At 33.0% G+C, this 22,241-nt stretch carries 22 protein-coding genes, 1 pseudogene and 1 riboswitch; of the genes and pseudogenes, 5 read left to right on the top strand and 18 right to left on the bottom strand.

Annotation, left to right across the window (positions count from 1 at the left end; translation table 11 throughout):
* Positions 1 to 82: 82 nt before the first annotated feature.
* Complete coding sequence (locus BED47_RS08000; RefSeq protein ID WP_069033215.1) at positions 83 to 697, top strand: TasA family protein; 615 nt, start codon at positions 83 to 85, stop codon at positions 695 to 697.
* A gap of 255 nt (positions 698 to 952) precedes the next feature.
* On the opposite strand, the gene BED47_RS07995 is transcribed toward BED47_RS08000, so the two are convergent.
* Positions 953 to 1,513, bottom strand: coding sequence for an AAA family ATPase (locus BED47_RS07995; protein ID WP_069033214.1), 561 nt, complete (start codon positions 1,511 to 1,513; stop codon positions 953 to 955).
* A gap of 313 nt (positions 1,514 to 1,826) precedes the next feature.
* Here BED47_RS07995 and BED47_RS07990 point away from each other — a divergent pair, with 313 nt between their 5' ends.
* The 4 genes and pseudogenes from BED47_RS07990 (at position 1,827) to BED47_RS07970 (ending at position 6,849) form a co-directional block, all read left to right on the top strand.
* On the top strand, positions 1,827 to 3,179 hold the full coding sequence (locus BED47_RS07990; RefSeq protein WP_069033213.1) for an Nramp family divalent metal transporter: 1,353 nt from the start codon (positions 1,827 to 1,829) through the stop codon (positions 3,177 to 3,179).
* A 133-nt stretch (positions 3,180 to 3,312) separates the two neighbouring features.
* Positions 3,313 to 4,668: pseudogene (locus BED47_RS24080) on the top strand (spore germination protein).
* Positions 4,661 to 5,731: a GerAB/ArcD/ProY family transporter gene (locus BED47_RS07975; protein ID WP_069033210.1), complete on the top strand. Its 1,071-nt coding sequence runs from the start codon at positions 4,661 to 4,663 to the stop codon at positions 5,729 to 5,731. Before BED47_RS24080 ends, BED47_RS07975 begins: the two are co-directional and overlap by 8 nt.
* Positions 5,728 to 6,849: a Ger(x)C family spore germination protein gene (locus BED47_RS07970; RefSeq protein ID WP_069033209.1), complete on the top strand. Its 1,122-nt coding sequence runs from the start codon at positions 5,728 to 5,730 to the stop codon at positions 6,847 to 6,849. The genes BED47_RS07975 and BED47_RS07970 overlap by 4 nt, the downstream gene beginning before the upstream one ends.
* Before the next feature lie 502 nt (positions 6,850 to 7,351).
* Here the strand turns inward: BED47_RS07970 and BED47_RS07965 are convergent.
* From BED47_RS07965 to BED47_RS07885, 17 genes are all read right to left on the bottom strand, one after another.
* Entirely contained in the window at positions 7,352 to 8,227 is an 876-nt protein-coding gene (locus BED47_RS07965; RefSeq protein ID WP_069033208.1) for an alpha/beta fold hydrolase, read from the bottom strand.
* Positions 8,228 to 8,311: 84 nt separating this feature from the next.
* On the bottom strand, positions 8,312 to 8,701 hold the full coding sequence (locus tag BED47_RS07960; RefSeq protein ID WP_069033207.1) for a YidH family protein: 390 nt from the start codon (positions 8,699 to 8,701) through the stop codon (positions 8,312 to 8,314).
* Between the two features lie 273 nt (positions 8,702 to 8,974).
* Complete coding sequence (locus BED47_RS07955) at positions 8,975 to 10,165, bottom strand: M20 family metallopeptidase (RefSeq protein WP_069033206.1); 1,191 nt, start codon at positions 10,163 to 10,165, stop codon at positions 8,975 to 8,977.
* Between the two features lie 46 nt (positions 10,166 to 10,211).
* A complete protein-coding gene (locus BED47_RS07950) occupies positions 10,212 to 11,060 on the bottom strand; it encodes a MetQ/NlpA family ABC transporter substrate-binding protein (protein WP_069033205.1) in 849 nt (282 codons plus the stop codon).
* A complete protein-coding gene (locus BED47_RS07945) occupies positions 11,057 to 11,725 on the bottom strand; it encodes a methionine ABC transporter permease (RefSeq protein WP_069033204.1) in 669 nt (222 codons plus the stop codon). The genes BED47_RS07950 and BED47_RS07945 overlap by 4 nt, the downstream gene beginning before the upstream one ends.
* Positions 11,715 to 12,731, bottom strand: coding sequence for a methionine ABC transporter ATP-binding protein (locus BED47_RS07940; protein WP_069033203.1), 1,017 nt, complete (start codon positions 12,729 to 12,731; stop codon positions 11,715 to 11,717). The genes BED47_RS07945 and BED47_RS07940 overlap by 11 nt, the downstream gene beginning before the upstream one ends.
* A gap of 176 nt (positions 12,732 to 12,907) precedes the next feature.
* Positions 12,908 to 13,025, bottom strand: a riboswitch (SAM riboswitch).
* A gap of 291 nt (positions 13,026 to 13,316) precedes the next feature.
* Complete coding sequence (locus BED47_RS24075; protein ID WP_084006826.1) at positions 13,317 to 13,751, bottom strand: hypothetical protein; 435 nt, start codon at positions 13,749 to 13,751, stop codon at positions 13,317 to 13,319.
* Positions 13,752 to 13,756: 5 nt separating this feature from the next.
* Positions 13,757 to 14,107 (bottom strand): ASCH domain-containing protein, encoded by a 351-nt coding sequence (locus BED47_RS07930; protein WP_069033201.1) that lies wholly within the window; start codon positions 14,105 to 14,107, stop codon positions 13,757 to 13,759.
* Positions 14,108 to 14,305: 198 nt separating this feature from the next.
* Positions 14,306 to 15,097, bottom strand: a complete 792-nt coding sequence (locus BED47_RS07925) for a sulfite exporter TauE/SafE family protein (RefSeq protein WP_069033200.1) — start codon at positions 15,095 to 15,097, stop codon at positions 14,306 to 14,308.
* Between the two features lie 68 nt (positions 15,098 to 15,165).
* Complete coding sequence (locus BED47_RS07920) at positions 15,166 to 15,393, bottom strand: sulfurtransferase TusA family protein (protein WP_069033199.1); 228 nt, start codon at positions 15,391 to 15,393, stop codon at positions 15,166 to 15,168.
* Between the two features lie 21 nt (positions 15,394 to 15,414).
* Positions 15,415 to 16,542 carry an MBL fold metallo-hydrolase gene (locus BED47_RS07915; protein WP_069033198.1) on the bottom strand — a complete coding sequence of 376 codons (1,128 nt, stop codon included), beginning with the start codon at positions 16,540 to 16,542 and terminating at the stop codon, positions 15,415 to 15,417.
* Between the two features lie 44 nt (positions 16,543 to 16,586).
* Entirely contained in the window at positions 16,587 to 17,159 is a 573-nt protein-coding gene (locus BED47_RS07910; protein ID WP_069033197.1) for a sulfurtransferase TusA family protein, read from the bottom strand.
* Positions 17,160 to 17,213: 54 nt separating this feature from the next.
* Positions 17,214 to 17,510, bottom strand: a complete 297-nt coding sequence (locus BED47_RS07905) for a rhodanese-like domain-containing protein (RefSeq protein WP_069033196.1) — start codon at positions 17,508 to 17,510, stop codon at positions 17,214 to 17,216.
* Positions 17,511 to 17,530: 20 nt separating this feature from the next.
* Entirely contained in the window at positions 17,531 to 18,013 is a 483-nt protein-coding gene (locus tag BED47_RS07900; protein WP_098947713.1) for a DsrE/DsrF/DrsH-like family protein, read from the bottom strand.
* 129 nt (positions 18,014 to 18,142) lie between these two features.
* Entirely contained in the window at positions 18,143 to 18,403 is a 261-nt protein-coding gene (locus tag BED47_RS07895) for a metal-sensitive transcriptional regulator (protein ID WP_069033194.1), read from the bottom strand.
* Between the two features lie 672 nt (positions 18,404 to 19,075).
* Positions 19,076 to 20,551, bottom strand: coding sequence for an aminotransferase class V-fold PLP-dependent enzyme (locus tag BED47_RS07890; protein ID WP_084006825.1), 1,476 nt, complete (start codon positions 20,549 to 20,551; stop codon positions 19,076 to 19,078).
* Between the two features lie 309 nt (positions 20,552 to 20,860).
* On the bottom strand, positions 20,861 to 22,198 hold the full coding sequence (locus BED47_RS07885; protein ID WP_069033192.1) for a D-serine ammonia-lyase: 1,338 nt from the start codon (positions 22,196 to 22,198) through the stop codon (positions 20,861 to 20,863).
* Positions 22,199 to 22,241: the final 43 nt, after the last annotated feature.

Here is a 22,241-nt window from a genome sequence, read left to right as displayed (position 1 = left end):
CTGAGTTAAAAAATCTGTTAGATCTCTTAAGCACTATAAAAGCTTAAGAGTTTAATAACTTAACCTTAAGGGGGAACATGGAATGAGTTTTACTAAGAGAATTGGTCAAGTAGTAATGAGTGGAGCAGTTGGATTATCGTTAATTAGTGGAGGTACATTTGCGTATTTTAGCGATACAATTAAAACTGATAACACATTTGCATCTGGTACACTAGACTTAAGTATGAACCCTAATGCTGTTGTAAACATTAGTAATTTAAAACCAGGTGATGAAGTATATCGTGAGTTTACTTTAGAAAACAATGGTACTTTAGATATTAATAAAGTTCTATTAAACACTAAATATCAAATCCAAGACGTAAAAAATGATAACACTGAAGATTTAGCTAAGAATATTAAAGTTACAATTATGTACAACACTAGCAGTGCTACAAATGAGATCGTTGAAACATCATTATATGACTTACAAAATCAAACTCCTGATTTAACAGAAATCAATCAATTCGTAGGTAGCACAAAGGATCCAGATGGCATTCCTGCTGGTCAAAAGGAAAAGATTTTCGTATTATTCGAGTTTGTTGATAATGGACAAGACCAAAATCAATTCCAAGGCGATAAATTAAAAGTTGATTGGACATTTAATGCTCAAACTGGTGGCGGTACATACTACGACGACACTGATCCTAACAACAACTAATACATAACAAATAACCACCTAATATACTAATTAGGTGGTTTAACTTTCCCTTAAGAAGCTGACCACTTTGCTTGCGAAGCTTGTCAATTAAGTAGGTGTAAGTTAACAGTTGCAAAGTTGTGATGAAGTAAAATTAAACGGATAAATCTATTCGTTATCGTTAGAAAAAACTTTTTTATTCACAAAAGCAATTTTCTACAATAATGGGAAAACATTATTAAAATGAAAGTTAGAAGTGAATCTATTAATTACTACTTACAAATCAAATCTTTCTTTAATTAATTTAGCAACATCTTCTGCACTCATATTTGTGTTATTTATTTTAAGATAATTTTCCTTCTGAATTCCCCCTTCTATCGAATTTAATCTAAATTTTTCCATTGTCTTCAATAAATTATCTTCAGACCATTCAATGTCTCTTTTTGTTGGCTTATGTTCTAATCTGTGCGGAGTTTTATTTCGTGCAAGTCTCTCATCGAGTTCTGCTTCAAGTTCAACAAAATAGGTTGTCGCCCCTTTTGACTCAAATATGGTACAAACTTTCTCGACATATTCCCAATCAGATTTTAGATCGAGAGCCCAAACATAAGTAAAAATCATGCCGTATAAGTTACTTTTGGACACCTCTTCAAATATTTCATTTCGAAATAAATTAACTAATCTACTCCCTTCCTTTGTTCCATAATCAAAAAACTTACTAACTAAATCGATTGTCATGTGATTATGAAACAATTTTAAATCTGTTATTTTTTCTAGTGCATGCCCTACAGTCATTTTTCCGACTGCTTGAGGCCCAAATACTAATACAAACTTCATAGAACTCTCTCCCAAATATAACTGAATTTTTCGACTAGTATATCACACTTGAAAATAATTAACTCGATAATAAACGTCAGTATATTTTTAAAAAAGAACTATCTGAAAAATTGCATAAGAAATATTAAAAAAGCAGAAACAAAAGAAAACGAAAATATTCTACGTATATTATCTGTTTACTAAAAATTTACGAAGTTATCAAAAATTTTTTATTACATTTGGGAACTATTGTGTTAAAATCAGCATATAATTTAAAAAACTTTCCCTAGGGAAAAACTATTTGATGTGCACAATAAAACAGGTGGTGGGAAACATGTCACAAGAATCACAAGAAAAAGTCATATATAAAGAAGCTGGATGGAGACAGGAACATACACAACCTAGTTTGCAAGAGGTTCATCGTTCATTATCTGTTCCAAAGAAAGCTAGTAATTTTCGTAAGTTTCTAGCATTTGCTGGCCCAGGATATTTAGTTGCAGTTGGATATATGGACCCTGGAAACTGGGCAACTTCAATAGCAGGTGGATCTGCATTTAATTACAATTTATTATCTGTTATTTTAATTTCTAATCTTATGGCCATCATTCTACAATCATTAGCTGCTAAATTAGGTATCGTTACCGGTAGAGATTTAGCTCAGGCATGTCGAGACCACTTCAGTAAACCTGTATCATTTATGCTTTGGGTGCTTTGTGAAGCTGCAATTGCTGCATGTGACTTAGCTGAATTAATAGGGTCAGCCATCGCTTTAAATCTATTATTTGGTATTCCGTTGTTTTATGGAATTTGTTTGACAACTTTAGATATATTCATTGTTTTACTTTTACAAAATAAAGGATTTAGGTATATCGAGGCTTTTGTTATTTCATTAATCATATTAATTACTGGTAGTTTTGTTTTTGAATTGATTATGTCTCAACCTGATGTAAAAGCTGTATTTGGTGGATTCATTCCAAGTTCTCAAGTTATTACAGATCCAAAAATGCTTTATATTTCTTTAGGAATTTTAGGGGCAACTGTTATGCCTCATAATTTATATCTTCACTCTTCAATCGTTCAAACTAGAAAGTTTGATGTATCAGATGCTGGTAAGAAAGAAGCGATTAAATTTGCAACAATTGACTCAACAGTTGCATTGATGATTGCATTGTTTGTAAACGCAGCGATCTTAATATTAGCTGCTTCAACTTTCTACAAATCGGGTCATACAAGCGTTGCATCAATTGAAGATGCATTCCAGTTACTTACTCCATTACTCGGAACGACTTTAGCAAGTACATTTTTCGGATTGGCATTATTGGCTTCAGGTCAAAATTCTACTTTAACTGGTACTCTTGCTGGGCAAATTGTAATGGAAGGCTTTTTAAATATTAAGCTTAAACCTTGGATAAGAAGATTAATTACTCGTTTAATTGCTGTTACACCAGCTCTTATCGTCACTTATTTTTACGGGTCAAAAGGAACTGCTGATTTATTAATATTAAGTCAGGTAATCTTATCTTTACAGTTATCTTTCGCGGTTATACCACTAGTTATGTTCACTAGTGATGCTAAGAAAATGGGTAAATTTGTTAATAAAACTTGGCTCAAGTCAGTAGCTTGGACGATTGCTTCAGTTATTGCAGTATTAAATGTATATTTACTTTGGGCAACATTCTTTAAATAATAAAAAAGATTGAACAGATGTTACATTACATTGGTTCAATCTTTTTTTATTTATCCACAGTTACGTTACTTTCCATACATAACCATTTATTTGCTGACTCATACTATTAATATAGTGAAGGAGTTGATGCACTTTGAAGGAAAATGAAACAATCCCTTTTATTCAGGACTTAAAAGATGAATTTCATTCAAGTGCTGATTTTCAATACCGAAAATTTATATGTGATGGTAAAGTTCTTCATCTTTGCTATTTAGATACGATGGTAGACTCTGATGATGTTCAAACCCATTTACTACAAAAAATCATCTATAATCCAAAAGAAGATAAAGTGGAATCTACTGTTTTACAAACGATGGAATTACATTCGAAAGAAGATTGCATTCAAGCAATAATTGATGGCAATGTAGCTATTATTTACGGGGAAAAAGGAATTGCCTTTTCGACACCTCAAAAAATTGATCGTTCGATTGAAGAATCTAGTTCAGAACGTGTTATTGCTGGAACGCACGATAGCTTCGTTGAAAGTTTAAAAACAAATACTACATTAATTCGAAAAAGAATTCGCTCTAAAGAACTTGTCATTAAAAATATGACATTAGGGTCACAGTTTCCTACTACTCTTTCATTGTTATATATTAATACGCTAATTCCAAAGAACATGATTGAAAAGTTAGAGAAAAAGTTAAAAACCCTTGAATCTAAACCTTATGTAGAATCTATCCAAGTACATACTTTACTAGAGTAATCTCCTTTTTCACCATTCCCTCAAGTAATGCGTACAGAGAGACCTGATCGTACATTTCAGCATTTATTAAAAGGTAAGCCAGCAATAATACTAGATAACGATCCAAATGCATTATTATTTCCTTCTAATTTATATAGTTTTTTTCAAAGTCCCGAGGATTTTAATTTACGGTGGTTGCTTGGCGTATTTTTTTATGCAATTAGGATTATTGCTTTTTGGATGTCCGTCTTATTACCAGCATTCTATATAGCAGTTACTGCATTTCATTCAAATATTTTACCAATTGGAATATTTTATACTCTTAAATTATCGGTAGAAAATGTACCTTTACCTCCGCTTTTAGAAGCCCTTACGATGCAAATTTTCTTAGAGCTTTTAAGGGAAGCATCCTTACGTTTACCACAAGCAGTAGGTTCAACAATTGGTACGGTTGGTGCGATTGTGATTGGAACATCTATTGTCCAAACAAATTTAATATCAAATTCAATGATTGTAGTAATAGCCTTAACCGCTGTTGCATCTTTTACAATTCCAGTGAAAGAAATGTCAACGGCTGCAAGATTAATTGGCCTTCCACTTACAATACTAGCTTCAGTATTTGGATTTTTAGGTATCTCCTTTGGAATGTTAATGATTGTCTGCCATCTTTCTAAAATTAAGTTGTTCGGCGAGCGTTATGTTGAAAATCCAGGCTTTAAAGAATTTACACTTCTTAATAGTAAAAAGGTAAAAAAACATGATTAAAAATAAACACTTATTCTTTATCATTCTGACTACACAATTTGGTGTTACGATTTCTCAACTACCTTATACTGTTTATAAAAAAGCCGGACCTGATGGATGGATTTCAGTTTTGCTGACAGGTGTCTTCATCCAAGTTCTTTTGTTCATCTATTACAGCTTGTATAAGTCATTTCCAGATAAAGCCTTTACTGAGTATACAAAAACGTTAATGACTACTTATATTGGCAACTTCATTAATGCTTGTTATTTTTTATACTTTTTTTATATTTGTATCAAATTATCAATCGAGTTTGTTGACGTTATTAATAATTGGATGTTTCCAAATACTCCTCCTTGGATTATTTTCTGTCTATTCATACTTACAGCAATTTTTATTGCCAAAGAAGATATTCAAACGATTGGACGAACTTTTTTATCCTTTTCGTTTATCTTTATTTTTGTCATTCTCTTTTTAATGTTTGCTTATAAAGATGCTCATTTTGGTAGATTACTTCCAGTTGGCGGTAGTGGGATTAGAAAGATCAGCTCCGGAATGAGCTCATCATTTGTAAACATGTTAGGATTTGAAGTGTTTCTCTTCCTATCCACTCATTTTGAAAAGACAAAAAAGAAGCTATTTACTATTTCAATGGCCAACCTAGTTTCAACAATCTTATTTACATTTGTTGTATTGACATGCTATATATCACTAAGTCACTACCAAAGTACAAAGATAACGTACCCAATACTCTATATTATCAAGGGATATCAATTACAAATGGTCGAAAATCTTCATATTATTTTACTAAGTTTTTGGACAATCATAATCGCTTTATCAATAATTATTTATTTCTATATTCTTAGCGATGGCATTCTAAAACAGTTCAAATCTAAGTTTCAAAATCGCACTTTAATTGTTATCGTCATCTCATTAATTTTGATTTGTACATATCCTATATTTTCAATACCAATTATAGACAAAATACAATTTCTACGAATCAGTATATACTTTGACACTATTTTCATCATCGTCATTCCGTGCCTATTATTTATCGTAAATAAAGTAAGAAGGTTGATAACTTGATAAAAAAATTAACCAGTTTGCTCTCCCTACTTTTCGTTACTGTAATATGTACTGGTTGCTGGGATCAGAGACCAATAAAAGATCGAATGTTAATTAATGGACTAGGTTTTGACATTAAACAAGATCATAAAATTGAATTAAATGCTTCAATTTTAAATATTATTGGTAAAGGAACTGGGGCATTTGATTTAGAAAATGAATTAATTACTACAGAAGCAGATTCAATAACTGATGCCGCAGTGAAAGTTCAAACGGTTTTACCTGGTGGAATTGAAACTGCTAAAACAAGACTTTTCTTATTAGGAGAAGATTTCTCGAAAGAAAAATTCCAATTTATCTTAGACCAGTTTAACCGTACTCCATTTACAAATGTAAATGTGAATGTTGTTGTAACGAACAAACAACAAGCAAAAGATATTCTAACATTAGAAAACGTGAATAAACCAATTTCATTTATTATTAATGAAACAGTGGATCGAGCAAAAAGATTATCAATTATTCCAAATATGGATCTTCAGAAAGTATTTACACTGATTACAGATGTTGGGATTGACTTAGTATTACCTGTAATTGATGAAACAAAGGATAAACATGTTGGTGTGTTAGGAGCTGGACTATTTCATAAAGGATCTTACACTGGTAAATATATTGAAAAATCTGATGCTCCGTTAATGTTGATGATGATGGATCAGTTTAACACTACTAGTTTACTCTCTACTATGATAGATAAAGAAAATTCAAATGTATCACCGTACAATATTCTATCCTACGAAATACGCAGGCCTTCGAGAAAATTGATTGTCCATGCGTCAAATACTAAAATTGATGTTGATATTCCAATAAAAGTAAAATTAAGAATTGCTGAATCTACAAATAGACAACATTTATCTAAAAAAGAAATAAAGTCAATGATTGAAAAAGATTTAAATAAAAGAGCAAAAGACGTAATTAAGCAAACTCAACAAGCAAATAGCGATGTTATAGGTGTTGGACGATACATTAAGGAGCATAATCCTAACCTATGGAAATCATTGGACTGGGACAAAAAATATCCTACAATTCAAATCCATCCAAAATTTAATATTTATATATCAAGTACAGGGGTTCTTGAAACATAAAAAAACAGAAAAATCTTTATGATTTTTCTGTTTTTTTATGTTTATTAAAATTTAATTTTTGATGATAAAACATACTAGCTTGTCTAACAAAGTCTAATTCTATGGTGTTTAAAGTTTGAACTGCAAATAAGGGATGCATTTGCGCAAATAAAGGATGAAAAGTTGCAAATAAAATCTGAAAATCGCAAATAAGAATAGAAATTACCCATACCAGTAAAGGTAATATGACCTTAAAATTGTAAGATTGTTGATACTTTCGATTGGAAAACCCTTTAATTCATACAAAATCGAATAAAAAAATTGATAAAAACCACCTACATTTTCTTTAAATCTCAACTACAAATGAAAACGCATCTGAGATACCTCCCACTACTACCAGGAACACGAAACGTAAGTACATTAAAATTGATGCGTTCTTTTTACAAATAAAGGGGACGCCCCTGTGTCAGTTAAACCGACTTTCTAGGACAGCCCCATTTTCAGACTAAATATCGTATATTGCCTAAGCTTTTTTTAAAAATTCATCAATGATTGAAATTTGCTCATTCGTATTTAATGCAGGTGCATGACCAACTTTAGGTATTGTTTCCATTTGAAACTTCTGGGTTTCCTTCATTTTTAATGCTACATCAAGTGGCAAGACATCCGAAACTTCTCCTCGAATAAGTAAAATTTTTGATTGAATAGCCTCCCAGTAATTCCACAAAGTTAAATCTTCTGTATGCTGAAATTGTAAAGCAATCTTTGGATCATAATCAGGGCCAATTCCACCCTCATCTCTTCTACGGCAAGAGTTTTGCGTAAAATCATTCCATTCTTCTTCGCTCGAAACACCGAATGAATGATAAATTAATTTATAGTAATTCTTCAATTCAGTAAATGTTTTAAATTGAGGTGGTGTTCCAACATAGCTAATAATTCTCTTAATTCCTTCAATATCTTGTGGTTGGTTTTCTGAAGCTCCTGCCCCAATATCATTTAATACTAAATGAGAAATACGATTTAGATGTTTCGGCGTACCAGCAAGTCGCATTCCAATTGCTCCACCCATCGAAGTCCCTACCCAACGAACTTGTTCAATTTCTAAACGGTCTAATAAACCAATCGCTATATTTACATAGTTTTCAAAACAGTAATCTTGCTCAGGATTGGTGCTCCACTGACTTAATCCTCGTCCTATCGTATCTGGGCAAATTACATGATAATCCTTAGCTAAATGACGAGCTAAAATATCAAAATCCCTACCATTTCTAGTTAAACCATGCCAGCAAACAACTGTTGGATTTTTTCTTTCTCCCCATTCTGCAAAATGAAGCTCCATTCCATTAATCGATTCAAACCGAGACTCAGGATAGAAAATATTAATCACTCCATTCATTTTAGTGTCCACTTTATGTAATATTCGATTTTTATAAAAATATCCCTATAAAAACTAGAGAGAAAATACTGAAAAGATTCGGGTCTATTTAAATAATAATAATGACAAATACAACACAATCATGAATATTAAAAAAGAAAATAGAATTGATACAAGAATAATTGAATTATGAGTAGGTAAAAATTTTCCATTTTGAATTTCTTTCCGCTTTTTACTGTACTGAATAGTAGCTAATACACCCGTAATAAAACCAACAACACATGCATATATGCCAAGAAAAATTGCTAATGTATTAATGAATTGGTTATCACTAATTTTAATTGTAAAGTGTAGTGAAGTTGTTAAAAACCCTACACCAGTAATTGAGATTGCAGTTCGCAACCATGCTAAATATGTCCTTTCATTAGCTAGATGCTGTTGTGCATATTTAACACTTTCATCTGATAAATCATTTACTTTACTTAAAGAGACCATATTAAATTACCCCAATCAAAGATTTATAGAGTGATAAACTTAACGAAAACATATCTTAGTTTTAGTTTAATCTTTAAAATTTAAGATTTAGTAAAACTTAGATTACGTTTTGATAAAATTGAAATGGGGTAAAGTAAATCTATATTATTTACGAAGGAGTTAACAGAAGACTTCTATATAAATAGAACAAATAACAGCATTAGTATTAGCTATCAAAAATAAAACGATCAAAAAGATGGTAATTCAGTCCATCTTTCTGACCGTTCAATCTAACTATTTTTCTGTTTGTTGAAATTCGTTTTGAACCTTTTCCAAAAGGTTTTTTTCGGTAATTAAACGATAGCCCGTAAGAGCCAATGCTTTTGCCCCCGTTACTAGAGCATGATCACCAAGTGGCGACCTTGCAGCTTCACGGAATTCATTCGTATGAGCTATTAAATCATCAGGTCCAATTTTAATATATGCGTGAGAAGTAGGAACAACATGGCTTACGTTTCCTGCATCAGTGGATCCAAGACCACCGCTTTTGCCATTTACTTCTTCACCCAATAGGCTTAGTTCTTCACCTACAATCTCATCAAGAGATTGATTGATAATAAAATCATGGACTTCATTTTGGAATCTTTCAATTTTCACTGTACTACCAGTTGCAAGTGCTGCTCCTTCGGCAATATTTCGAATTTTAGTTGATACTTCCTCTGTACGCTTCCAAGTACTGGCACGGATGAAAAATCTTGCTGAAGCATACTCTGGAATAATATTTGGTGCATCGCCTCCATGAGTAATAATTCCGTGTATGCGTACATCACTAGAAAGTTGCTGACGAAGGGCATTAATTCCATTGAATAATTGGATTACTGCATCTAAAGCATTAATTCCATGTTCTGGTGATCCAGCAGCATGGGCAGCTCTTCCATAAAAATGGAAGTCTAATGGATCTACTGCCAAAGTTGGACTCGATAAACCTGATTTACCACTTGGGTGGAGCATAAGTGCTGCATCAACACCTTCTAGTAATCCGTGTTTTACGAAACTCCCCTTAGCGCTTCCATTTGGTCCCCCCTCTTCTGCAGGTGTTCCAAATATGACAACCTCTCCTCCGGTCTCAGAAATAACTTCAGCAAGAGCGATTCCTGCTGCCACACTTGTTGTTCCAATAATATTATGTCCGCATGCATGACCAAGACCAGGTAGTGCATCGTATTCTGCTAAAAAAGCGATGGTCGGTCCTTGCTTAGATGACTTTTTCCTTGCTACAAAGCCTGTTTCATGCCCCGCTATATTACGTGTTACATCGAAACCAGCTTCTACTAGAATTTTAGTATGTGTTTCTGATGCAAAAAATTCTTGATTGCCAATTTCAGGTTTCTCATGAATCTTGTGGCTAATTTCAAGATAAACTTCCTTCGATTCCTCAATACTATTCACAATTTGTTCTCTTTGTGTTTCAATTTTAACTGTCATTTAAACTGATCTCCCTTCCATTCTTTTAAATAAGCATGAACTAGCTTTATAGATTTTTAATTTTATCAACCGAAATGACTACTGGAACCGTAGCGCCTTTGTCACGTTTAATAATGTAATCATGAACTTCTTTTGATTGATAAGCCTTTACAATCTTTGAAAAATCCTTGTCATTTTTATTCTTCGTACGAGATGCAATAACATTGATATACGGCATAGCTGCTTTATCATTTGGATCTTCTTTATAAAGTGGATCGTTTGCAGGGTCTAAGCCTGCTTGAACGGCAAATCCATTATTGATGATAGCTGCTGCCACATCATCCAATGATCTAGCTGTTTGCCCTGCAGCAATCGGTTTGATTTTTAGATGCTTAGGATTTTCTTTAATTTGTTCAATACTTCCTTTAGGGTCAAAATTATCTACTAAACTAATTAACTTTGAAGATTGTAATAGTTTAAGTGCACGGCCTGCATTCGTAACATCATTTGGTATCGTAATAGTTGCTCCATCTGGAATATCACTTAACTTTTTAAACTTATGTGAGTAAATTCCCATTGGCGCAATCACCGTCGAGCCAATCGCAGAAATATCTAAATTATGATCACCTTTAAATTGGTTCATATACGTAATCGTTTGAAAAGCATTTAAATCAAGACTACCGTCATTAAGTGCTGTGTTAGGTTGAACATAATCTGAAAATGAAATAATTTTCAATTTAATGCCTTCACTTTTTACTTGTTTTTGTACAATATTCCAAAGTTCATAGTCATCACCGTTAATACCAATCTTAACCGTTCTCTCCTTTCCGTTACCTGATGATGCTTTAGAACCACATGCTGATAATACCGAAACCGTTAATAATAATGCTGCAAAAATAGTAAAAAACTTTTTCATCCTCTTTTCCTCCTTACATATCTTGACCACGTATTTCCTAAACTTTGTATGAGTTGAACAATAACTACTAGTAATACAACTGTAATGACAATAACCAATGTTTCAAAGCGCTGATAACCATATGTAATAGCTAAGTCACCTAATCCCCCAGCACCAACGGCACCAGCTGCCGCAGTCGATCCAATCAATCCAATCGTTGCAGTTGTAAATGATAGAATCAACGATGGAATCGCTTCAGGTAAAATAAACTTCACGATGATTTGAAACTTTGTTGCTCCCATTGAATAGGCTGTTTCTAGCACCCCTTTATCCACTTCTAGCATGGAATTCTCAATCAATCTTGCCAAATAAGGTCCTACAAAGATTGAAAGCGGAACAATTGCTGCAATTACACCAATGGACGTTCCCGTCAATAATCTAGTAAACGGTATAATGGCAACTAGTAAAATAATAAATGGTACAGATCGAACAATATTTATAATGGTATTTAACAACGTAAATAAAGGTTTGTTTTCCATTATATGACCTGGCCTTGTTACAACTAGGATTATACCCAACGGCAATCCTATGATTGTGCCAAAAATAAATGACCCTAGCACAGTTAGAAATGTATCTTGAGTTGCCTGCAAAAACTGCGGCCAAAAGAATTCCCAATTAAGCTCCATTTAACTCAACCTCCCTTACGTCTATCCCCTTTTCCGAAATAAATTTTATAGCTTTTGTGCTTTCCTCTTTTGTTCCTTCTAGTGCCACAAGCAAATTCCCATAAGGTCTTTCTTGTAGCTCTGTAATGGATCCATAAAGAATATTTAAATGGATATCGAATTTTTTAAGAACCTCTGATAATAATGGGTTACCTGCCTTGTCACCTAGGAAGACTAATTGATAATATTTTCCCTTTGATAATGATTTCGATAACTTAGATGGCACCTCATTTTGTAATACTGTGTTAACAAAATTCTTTGTAATACTTTTTTGTGGATTCGTAAATACGTCGTAAACATTACCTTCTTCTACAATTTCACCATTATCAATGACAGCCACTTTATCGCATAGATCACGAATTACACTCATTTCATGGGTAATAAGGAAAATTGTAAGATTATAGGATTTATTTACCTTCCTTAAAAGCTCTAATACATTCTTTGTTGTTTCAGGGTCTAATGCAGATGTAGCTTCATCACATAGCAAAAGATCTGGATCTGTTACGAGTGCCCTTGCAATCCCCACTCTTTGCTTTTGTCCTCCCGATAAGTGGCCCGGAAATACATCTTGCTTCCCTGTAAGTCCTACAAATTCAATTAACTCCATTACCTTTTCCTGGACATCTCGTTTCTTTTTTCCTTCTAGGTATAGCGGCATTGCTATATTATCAAATACCGTTTTGGCAGAAAGTAGATTAAAGTGTTGGAAGACGACACCAATTTTTCTACGTGTCTTACGTAACTCTTCATCTTTTAATTTCATTAGGTCCAATCCATCAATGAAAACTGATCCTTCTGTTGGCTCTTCAAGTCTATTTAAACAACGAATCAATGTACTTTTTCCTGCTCCGGAAAAACCAATGATCCCAAAGATCTCTCCTTTCTCAATTTTCATATTAATATTATTTAAAGCTTTAATTGGTGGCCTTCCAGGATAAACCTTGGAGACATTTTTAATTTCAATCAAATTACTTCCCCCAATGCAAGTTATTTCAATTCACCATAACTAAGTAAACAGATTTGAAAACTAGGTTTTATAACTATATTTCCCCCTTTTTCTCCTATGGCACCTCATCAAAAAACCCCTCTTCTTATCCAAGAAAACAGATAAGAAGAGGGGTTATAATATATAAGCCACTTTACTTCTTATCTTTCAAATCGCATGAACGATTTGCAGGAATTAGCACGGTATTTGTTACAAAACAACAAACCCGTTGCCGAGGTATCGCAGGGCCAGTCCCTCCACCTCTCTGGATAAGTAATAGAATTTATTAAGTTTTTAAATTATTGTGTTCATGTTATCTCTCTTTTTATAATCCGTCAAGAATTATTTTTAAATTTTTTAGTAAAAGTTGAGTTTTGATAATAGTAATTTTATTAAACACACTGTTTGGCATAAGTCTTAGGTCCTTCATATTCAAGTCAAGAAACTTATTTCATAAACCGATTGGAATAGGTCTTGATACACATTTTTTTAGTTTTTATTAGTAATTTTAAAAGAAGGAAAAAAAAGCAGACAAGGATAGAACTTGTCTACTTTTTTGAATTGTGCCTACCATAATGTAGGCTTTACCACCATGAACCATAGCATGATCATCAAAAGAACGATGTAAATCCAGATAGATCGACGAAGCTTCTGAATCAACATTCTCCCGTCATGGGTTGGTTCACTGAATTTCCGAATGGTCGGTGAAAAGGCTCTAGCTAGGAATAATAATGAACTCACCAAAAGAAGAATAGTCATCACAATCCAAGATGTTTTCCACGACCAATGGCCCGCTAGTACCAACAAGATCCCTGATCCAACCAGTACATGCCCAGCATGCTTTGCCAATCTGACAGCAAACCGGAATACATCCAAATAGCTCTGTTGTATCGCGGACTGTGTGGTATGCAGCTTTTTAAGTATCGGAATCAATACAAAAAAAGGACCAATCGATAAAATTACACTAGCAATATGTATGTAAAGAAGCAGTCTATACAGCATAAAAATTAATCTTGGATGAGACGAAACTCATGAACCCATACCCTCATTTTTGGCAGCCAAGGCATTCCAGGATGGATTGATAAGATCGATTGCTTATACTCTTCTACAGTCGCATAGCCTTCCTGCTTAGCATCCTCATCTGTTAATTCACCAAGGGATTGAGAATAAACTTTTTCAACAACATACTGGTGATTTTGAAGGGTCATCACTTCCCCAACATCTGCATATCTTCCGTTTCGGCGAGTAGCAGTTTTTTGTCCTGCTAATACCTTTTCGACATCCTCTTGAAGCGTAACAAGGCGTTCAATCGTACATGTTTTTGGTGGTAAAGCGTTCGTTTCATTTTGATTTGACATTTAATCCATTCTCCATTTCATTTTAATTTTATAGTTAAGTCTATTAAAAAAAACGACTAGTTCCATTTTAATTAAATTAGTACATGATTAGCAAATTTTATTTAAGAATATTGCAATAAGTACCACCATAATAGGGACCAATAAAAAAACAGAAAAACTCCCAAGATAGTTTTTCTGTTTTTTACAGTTAATACTCATTCAGCTAATCCATGATTTAATAATCGTAATCCAAATCTTCAAAGCGGTAAAACCAATTAATACTGCCAGAATTCCTCGTAAGACCTGCGTTTTTGTTTTTTTGCCTATTTTTGCTCCTAATGGTGAGGCAATTAAACTTGCAATAACAACAATAATTGTAGGCAAAATTTCAACCTGACCAGTAGAGATTTTCCCAATCGTTACGCCTATTGAAGAGATAAATGTAATGGCTAATGACGAAGCAATTGTCACACGAGTTGGTATTTTTAAGATTGTTAACATGATTGGTACTAACAGAAATGCTCCTCCTGCACCAACAATACCCGCACTAATTCCAACGATAAATGCCAAACCTGAAGCAAGCCAAACATTAATTGAAATTTGACCATCTGCTGACATCTCGACGTTTTTTCTAGGAATAAACATTAAAACGACCGCAATCATTGCTAAAATACCATAAACAAGGTTTATACCATGTTCTGAAAGTAGATTTGAACCAAATCCACCAAGAAAACTTCCTATTAGTACACTTATTCCCATACTTAATATAACTTTTTTATTTAAATAACCGCTTTTACGATAGCTTAATACTCCACCTAAAGTTGCAAATACTACTTGGACAGCACTTATACCTGAGACTTGATGTGGTGTAAAAGCAGCAAATCCTAATAATGGAGGGATAAATAAGAGCATTGGATAATTTATAATCGCTCCACCAATTCCTACCATCCCTGAAATAAAGGACCCAAAAAAACCAACTAAGAAAAGTACTAAAATTAAGGTCCATTCCATTTTAAGTCCCCCTATAATAGAAAAGGAGATATGACTCTTAACTCTCCTTTTCATATTAATCTTTTAACTTATCCCTTTTTAATCCAAAATTTTAAAACATTGTCTTCTTCTGTATAATTTAATAATTCGTGTCCACCTGATTTAGCCCAAGCTGCAAGGTCGTTTTTAGCACCTTTATCAGTTACATGAATTTCAAGTACTTCGCCTGCTTCAATCTCTGCAATTGCTTTTCTTGTTTTTACAATTGGAATTGGACATGCTAAACCTTTTGCATCTAATAATTTTGTAGTTTTCATTCTATTCTCCTCCAAGTCTCATTATCGTACTGCACAGCGATTTGGACCAATTTCCATTTCTCTCTGTTTTTCTTCATTTAAATTAATTTTGCCCATATTAACTTCACGGATTTCTTGATATGAGTTTGGTTGTGGTGGTAAGTTCTCAGTTACTAATTTTCTAAACTCACTTTCACTCTCAATGTTCAATCCATGATTCTGATCAAATAAATATCCTAGTTTCTTATAAACACTACCATCTTCGTTCAATTCACTAATCACCATAAAATGTGATGGAAGCACAATTAATTCAAGCGATAAATTTCGGTATTTTTTATAAAGGGTTTCGCGTAAGTCCCCTACCCAATCCTCTGCCATACCAGCAAGATCAGGTCTACCAATTGAATCGATAAATAAAATATCACCAGAAAGTAAGAACTTTTCATCAATAACAAATGACGTTGATCCGATTGTATGACCTGGTGAATAAAGAGCCTCGATATTGATTGACGTTTCACCAATCAATACCTTCTTACCATCTTCTAATGGACTATATTCAAAAGTAACTTCTTTAGCATCCTTTGGCGGTAACCAGTATGTTGCTCCCGTAATCTCAGCAATTTTTCTACCACCAGAAATATGATCTGCATGAAGGTGAGTATCAAATACATTTGTGATTTTTACGTTCTTTGTATTTGCAAAATCAATGTAGATATCCGTCATTCGAGTAGAATCAAATATAGCTGCCTCATTATTTGAGATCACCATATAGGATAAACATCCCTTGCCGATTCTGACAAATTGATACAGCTCTCCACCATTTTTCAAATCTGCAATTTTTACTGGTTCTAGATGTTCACTCCACTCTTTCATTCCGCCTTTAAGGTAAGCTACGTCTAGTCCCTCGTCTGAAAGCATCTCTGCGATCATGATGGAAGACCCTTCTTTAGCACACACAACTAAAACATCTTTACTTGTAGGTATCTTATCTAAAATATCTTCAACCCCATCAAGTAAATCAAAATAAGGTATATTTAAATGTTCAAAATTTGAACCTTCTATTTTCCAATCGTTATAATCATCAGTATTTCGTACATCTAGAATAAATAGTTCTTCTTTATCAAATATTTTTTTTGTAATCTCTTTTGCAGACATTGCTGTGACTGCCATACCTTATACCCCCTATAGTATATTTTCATTCAAAAAAAATTAGATTAACCTTTTATGCTCGTTGTTTTCCCAGACCATTCAGTCATTCCAGGAATGACATTAAATACATTAGTAAAACCGCTAGAAAACAGTAATTGAGCAGCAAGATCACTACGGTTTCCAGTTCTGCAAACAATATATATTTCATTATCTTTATTTAATTCTGTCATACGGTTCTCCAATTCACCTAAAGGGATTGATACCGCATTTGGTATATGATTAAATACATATTCTGCTTCTTCTCTTACATCTAAAACGATTATATTTTCGTTTTGTAGCTTTTGATTTAATTGATCGTTCGAAATGACGTTTTCAAATCTTTTTTCAATTGTATTTTCATCTGAAGATTTTCTTAAATAATGAAGTAATACTTCTCCATTTTCAATTGTACCTAAATATTGATTTCCAGTGCTTTCCGCCCAAGCTTTAATGTCTGCTTTTGAACCTTTATCAGTCGCTTGAACCTCAATCACTTGTCCATTATCTAGATCCTTCATTGCTTTTCTAGTCTTTACAATCGGCATTGGACAAGCTAATCCTTTTGCATCTAATTTCATGTTAGTTTTAATGAACTCCATATTATGACCTCCGCACTTATGATACCACCTAGGGTATTAATTTAATCAAAAAAATTATTCTACGTTTCCTTCCCAAGAAAGCATTCCGCCTACCATGTTTTTAACGTTAAACCCTTGAGATTGAAGGAATTCCGTTGCACGCCCACTTCGAGCACCTGAACGACAAACCATAATATATTCTTTTGATTTATCTAATTCATGTAATCGAAATTCGATTAACCCAAGTGGAATATGAATTGCTTCATGGATTTTTCCAGCTGCAACTTCATCTACCTCACGAACATCGATAATATTTACTTCTTTTCCAGTTTTCAATTCATTTTCAAGCTCAATCGCAGTAATTTCATTCATGTCATTCAAATCCTTTCTAATTAAATAAATAAGTTAACTTGACCTTCTTCTGCTTCACCTAAGTAGGCTGCAACACCAGCATATTGAATATTCTCTAATAACTCTTCGGTTTGTAGACCTAACAGATCCATTGTCATTGTACATGCTACTAAATTTATATCTTGTTCTTGGGCCATTTCAATTAATTGTGGCAAAGGAACTGCATTATGCTTTTTAATAATATCCTTAATCATTTTTGGACCGAAACCAGCAAAGTTCATTTTAGAAAGTCCCATTTTATCAGCGCCTCTAGGCATCATCTTTCCAAACATCTTTTCAATAAAACCTTTTTTTGTTGCTACATGTTCACTTTTTCGTAAAGCATTTAGTCCCCAAAATGTATGAAAAATAGTTACTTCATGATCAAAAGCTGCTGCACCGTTCGCAATAATATAGGCGGCCATTGCTTTATCATAATCTCCACTAAATAAAATGATATTTGTTTTCTTAGTTGTCATATTCATTCTCCTTCTCGTTCTTTATACCCATTGGGGTATATTAAAAAACAAAAAAATATATTATATCTTATATATACTATTACCCCTATGGGTATATGATATTAAAAATAAAAAATGGTGTCAAACCATTTCTTCTTATCTACTTTTTACAAGTAAGTTTACTGCTTCCTTCACTAAATCTTCGGCATCTTGCCCGTTTTCATTCGCATTTCGGACACAATCAACTAAATTTGAGCTTACTATTACGCCAATCGTACGATCCAAAGCTGATTTAACTGCTGATAACTGTGTAATGACATCTTTACAGTCTTTATCTTCTTCCATCATTTTTAAAATTCCACGAATCTGTCCCTCAATTCGCTTTACTCTATTTTTTACTGGATCATCATAATTCATTAAATCACCCCTAACTTATAAAACTAAGCTTAACCATTTTTTTAAGAATATATGTGCGATATTCTTACTTAGAATATATACCCCACAGGGTATATTGTCAACCATTTAATTTTATATAAATTAGTCTTCTTTTAGTAAGTTAAAAGTAGATATGTAAAAAAAGATCACAATAATGTAATCTTTTTTTTCAAAGTTTTGCAATATAAAACAGTTTAAACGGAAAATCAATATTAAGTGGAACATTATTAATGTTAAATTTAGTGATTTATTATTTAATGTTAAACTATAGTAATTGTTTTTTTCAGAAGTTAAAAATATTAGAACAAATTTTAGATAAAATAATTTCAAATGATACTATATATAAGTTGGTGCTCGTGCTCGATTGACCTCAAACTGATTAACTATCTGTTATATTGCACTAAGTAAAGGATATTAAATTATGTTCTTATCATAAACTTTTTTTGATGAATTAGTTGATTGGAATGGAGGGATGCTCGACTCCTATGGGATATTCGGGAAGGCTAAAGACCCCGCAGGCTTGCCGAGGAGGCTAAAGAATCTCGCCCCATGGAAAGCTAGCATCCTGTAATGGAAATCAACATCATTCTACTCCTTTTACGAAAACTTGATAATTAATTGACAAGATTGTTTTTCAAGCGTTACCTTGAAATTTTAAGATTTTACAGTCATCCCCATCTCAAAATAAGTACCTACTTCCATAACTGCTTCGTCTTTATGAATAAAGTCATTTTTCTCTTTTAAATAAAGATAATCATTAGACCATTCGCCAATGTTTTGAATTATATCTTTTAAAGCATTAGTGAATATGACTACTTCTTCATTCGTAGTCGTTGGATGGACACTCATGCGAATCCAACCAGGCTTTACGCTAATATTGCCATTATCGATTTCATCTGTAATTGCTTTAGACATTTCTCTTGTAATATTCAGTAGCATATGTCCATAAGTACCCGCACATGAACAACCACCTCGTACTTGAATACCGTAACGGTCATTTAACAATCTAACTACTAAATTATGATGAATATCTTTTAAATAAAAAGAATAAAAACCTAATCGTGGATTACTTGAATCTTCAAGTAAGACTACATTTTCAATTGTACGAAGCTCATCTAATACGATGTGTGCCAATTCTTCTTCACGATTTAATATATTCGCTGTACCCATTGCATTTTTTACTTTAATTGCAAGAGCTGTTCTAATTGTTTGCAGAAATCCTGGAGTACCGCCATCTTCTCTTTCACGAATATTGTTAATGTATTTTTTCTCCCCCCATGGATTTGTCCATTCAACAGTTCCTCCGCCTGGATGATCAGGGATTTTATTTTGATACATTGTAGAGTCAAATATCAAAACTCCACTACTACCAGGTCCTCCTAAAAATTTGTGTGGAGAAAACAGAATGGCATCTAGTTTTTCCATCGGATCACTAGGATGCATATCAATGTCAACATACGGCGCAGAAGCTGAGAAATCCACAAAACAAACGCCATTATATTCATGCATTAGTCTAGCTAGCTTATGATAAGGTGTAATTAATCCAGATACATTAGAACAAGCACTGAAAGATCCAATTAATTTTCGTTTATTTTTATAAAACTCAAGTCGATTTCTTAAATAGTTTAAATCGATTACATTATTAGTACAATTAGGTACAACTTCTACATCACAAATCGTTTCCAACCACGAAGTATGATTGCTATGATGCTCCATACTTGTTATAAAAACAACTGGTCTTTCTTCCTCAGGTATACTTAAACGGAAGTGGAAATTTTCATGTATTTTTAGGCCTAAAATGCGTTGAAATTTATTCATAACTCCAGTCATACCTGATCCATCCGTAATGATTGTGTCGGAAGCGCTTGCATTAACATGCTCTTTTATAATCTGTAATGCTTCATGATAACAATTCGTCATCGTGCTTCCAGTAATATTTGATTCAGTATGCGTATTTGCAACATACGGCCCAAAAGTTGAAAGTAATTTTTCTTCAACTGGTCCATATAACCTACCACTTGCAGCCCAATCCAAATAAATAATGTTCTTTTCACCAAATGGCGATAAGAATGTTTTTTCATTTCCAATAATCTCTTTTCTAAATTGTGAAAAATACTTTTCTAAATTCAATTTTATCGCTCCTAATGAGAAAATGTTGTGTGCTTTTTAATCGGAAGCTCTGTTTAGATAATTAAGATAAAACCGAGTATTCCAATACCCAATAGGGTATTATACAAAATGCACTGAAGCCAGTCCGCTCATGACGGAATGGCTTTTTTAAAGTAATTTATCAGTTTTAAAACAGAACCAATTAGAAAATATCTTGCGTCAAAATCTAAATAGAAAACTTATTTACATATACAAATATATGTCATATTATTCTGTATTAAAAGAATTTTTTCACTTTTAAAATATTAGTAAAATTTTACACTATCTATTTTATTTAAAAAGAGACCCTTTTTGATAGTACTCTTTCATCATTTTTTCTGGGACCATACTACCACCTGTAGCCCAAATGACATGGGTACTTTTTTCCATTTTTTTCGATAAATTATTTTTTAGTAAATAATCTTTGCCTTCTTTAAATAATTTAATTGGACCAATCATACCAGCTAGTGCCGACGGTTCTAAATAAAGATCCTCAGTATCAACTAACTCTTTTAACATGGTGTATAGTTTTTCATCACTTATTGTGTAGCTACCGCTTAAAAAAGGCTCGATGATTTTTCCTACAAAACCAGATGGTCTCCCTACAGCTAGGCCATCTGCATCCGTTTTATTATCAATGCCAAAATCTTGTACAGAAACTTGATCGTGAAGACCTGTCATTAATCCAATCAACATACAAGGAGAATGAGTTGGCTCAGCAAAAAAGAAATGAACATTATCTTTAAATAATAGTTTCAGACCAAATGCGACACCACCTGGTCCTCCTCCAACTCCGCAAGGTAAATAAACAAATAATGGATTATTTTCATCTATTGTAATGTCTAATTCTTCAAATTGCTTTTTGAAACGTGAAGCTGCTACTGCATATCCTAAAAATAAATCATTTGAATTTTCATCATCTACAAAATAACAATTAGGATCTGCTTCTGCTTGAATTCGTCCTTCTTCTACTGCCTTACTATAATCCGCCTCGTATTCAATAACATTTACATTTTTACTTCTAAGTAAATCTTTTTTCCATTGCTTTGCATCCGCTGACATATGTACGGTTACTCTAAAACCTAACTTAGCACTAATAATGCCAATGCTCATACCTAAATTACCAGTGGACCCTACAGCAATTGAGTAGTTGGAGAAAAATTCTCTAAAAATATCACTATCTATTTTTGAGTAATCATCTTCAATCTTTAATAGATGATGCTTTATAGCTAGGCTTTCAGCATGCTTTAATATTTCATAAATGCCACCTCTTGCTTTAATTGATCCTGATATTGGCAAATGGCTATCACATTTTAAAAATAATTCTCCTAATATAGTTTGTTGGAAATTTTTCTCTAACGATTGTTTCATAGAAGGAATTTGTACTAAAGGAGATTCAATAATGCCGTTTGTATCTTTTGTTTCTGGAAAAACCTTTGAAATATATGGTGCAAACCTTTTTAATCGCTCATCCGCATCGTTTACATCATCTTGAGTAAGTGGTGACAGTTTCATTGCTTTTTGAAACGTCTCAAAATTTGGGTTCAACCAAAGATATTCCTCTAAGTTCATCAGTTTTTTTAGGGTTGGATAATTTTCTATATATGTCTGTATATCAATTCTTTCCATCTATATACCTCCTAGACTTAATCTGTTTATATGTAGTTTATCA

Origin of the sequence: Gottfriedia luciferensis (genome assembly GCF_001712755.1) — a bacterium.
GTDB lineage: Bacteria > Bacillota > Bacilli > Bacillales > Bacillaceae_G > Gottfriedia > Gottfriedia luciferensis_B.
This window is presented reverse-complemented; position numbering and strand designations above follow the sequence as displayed.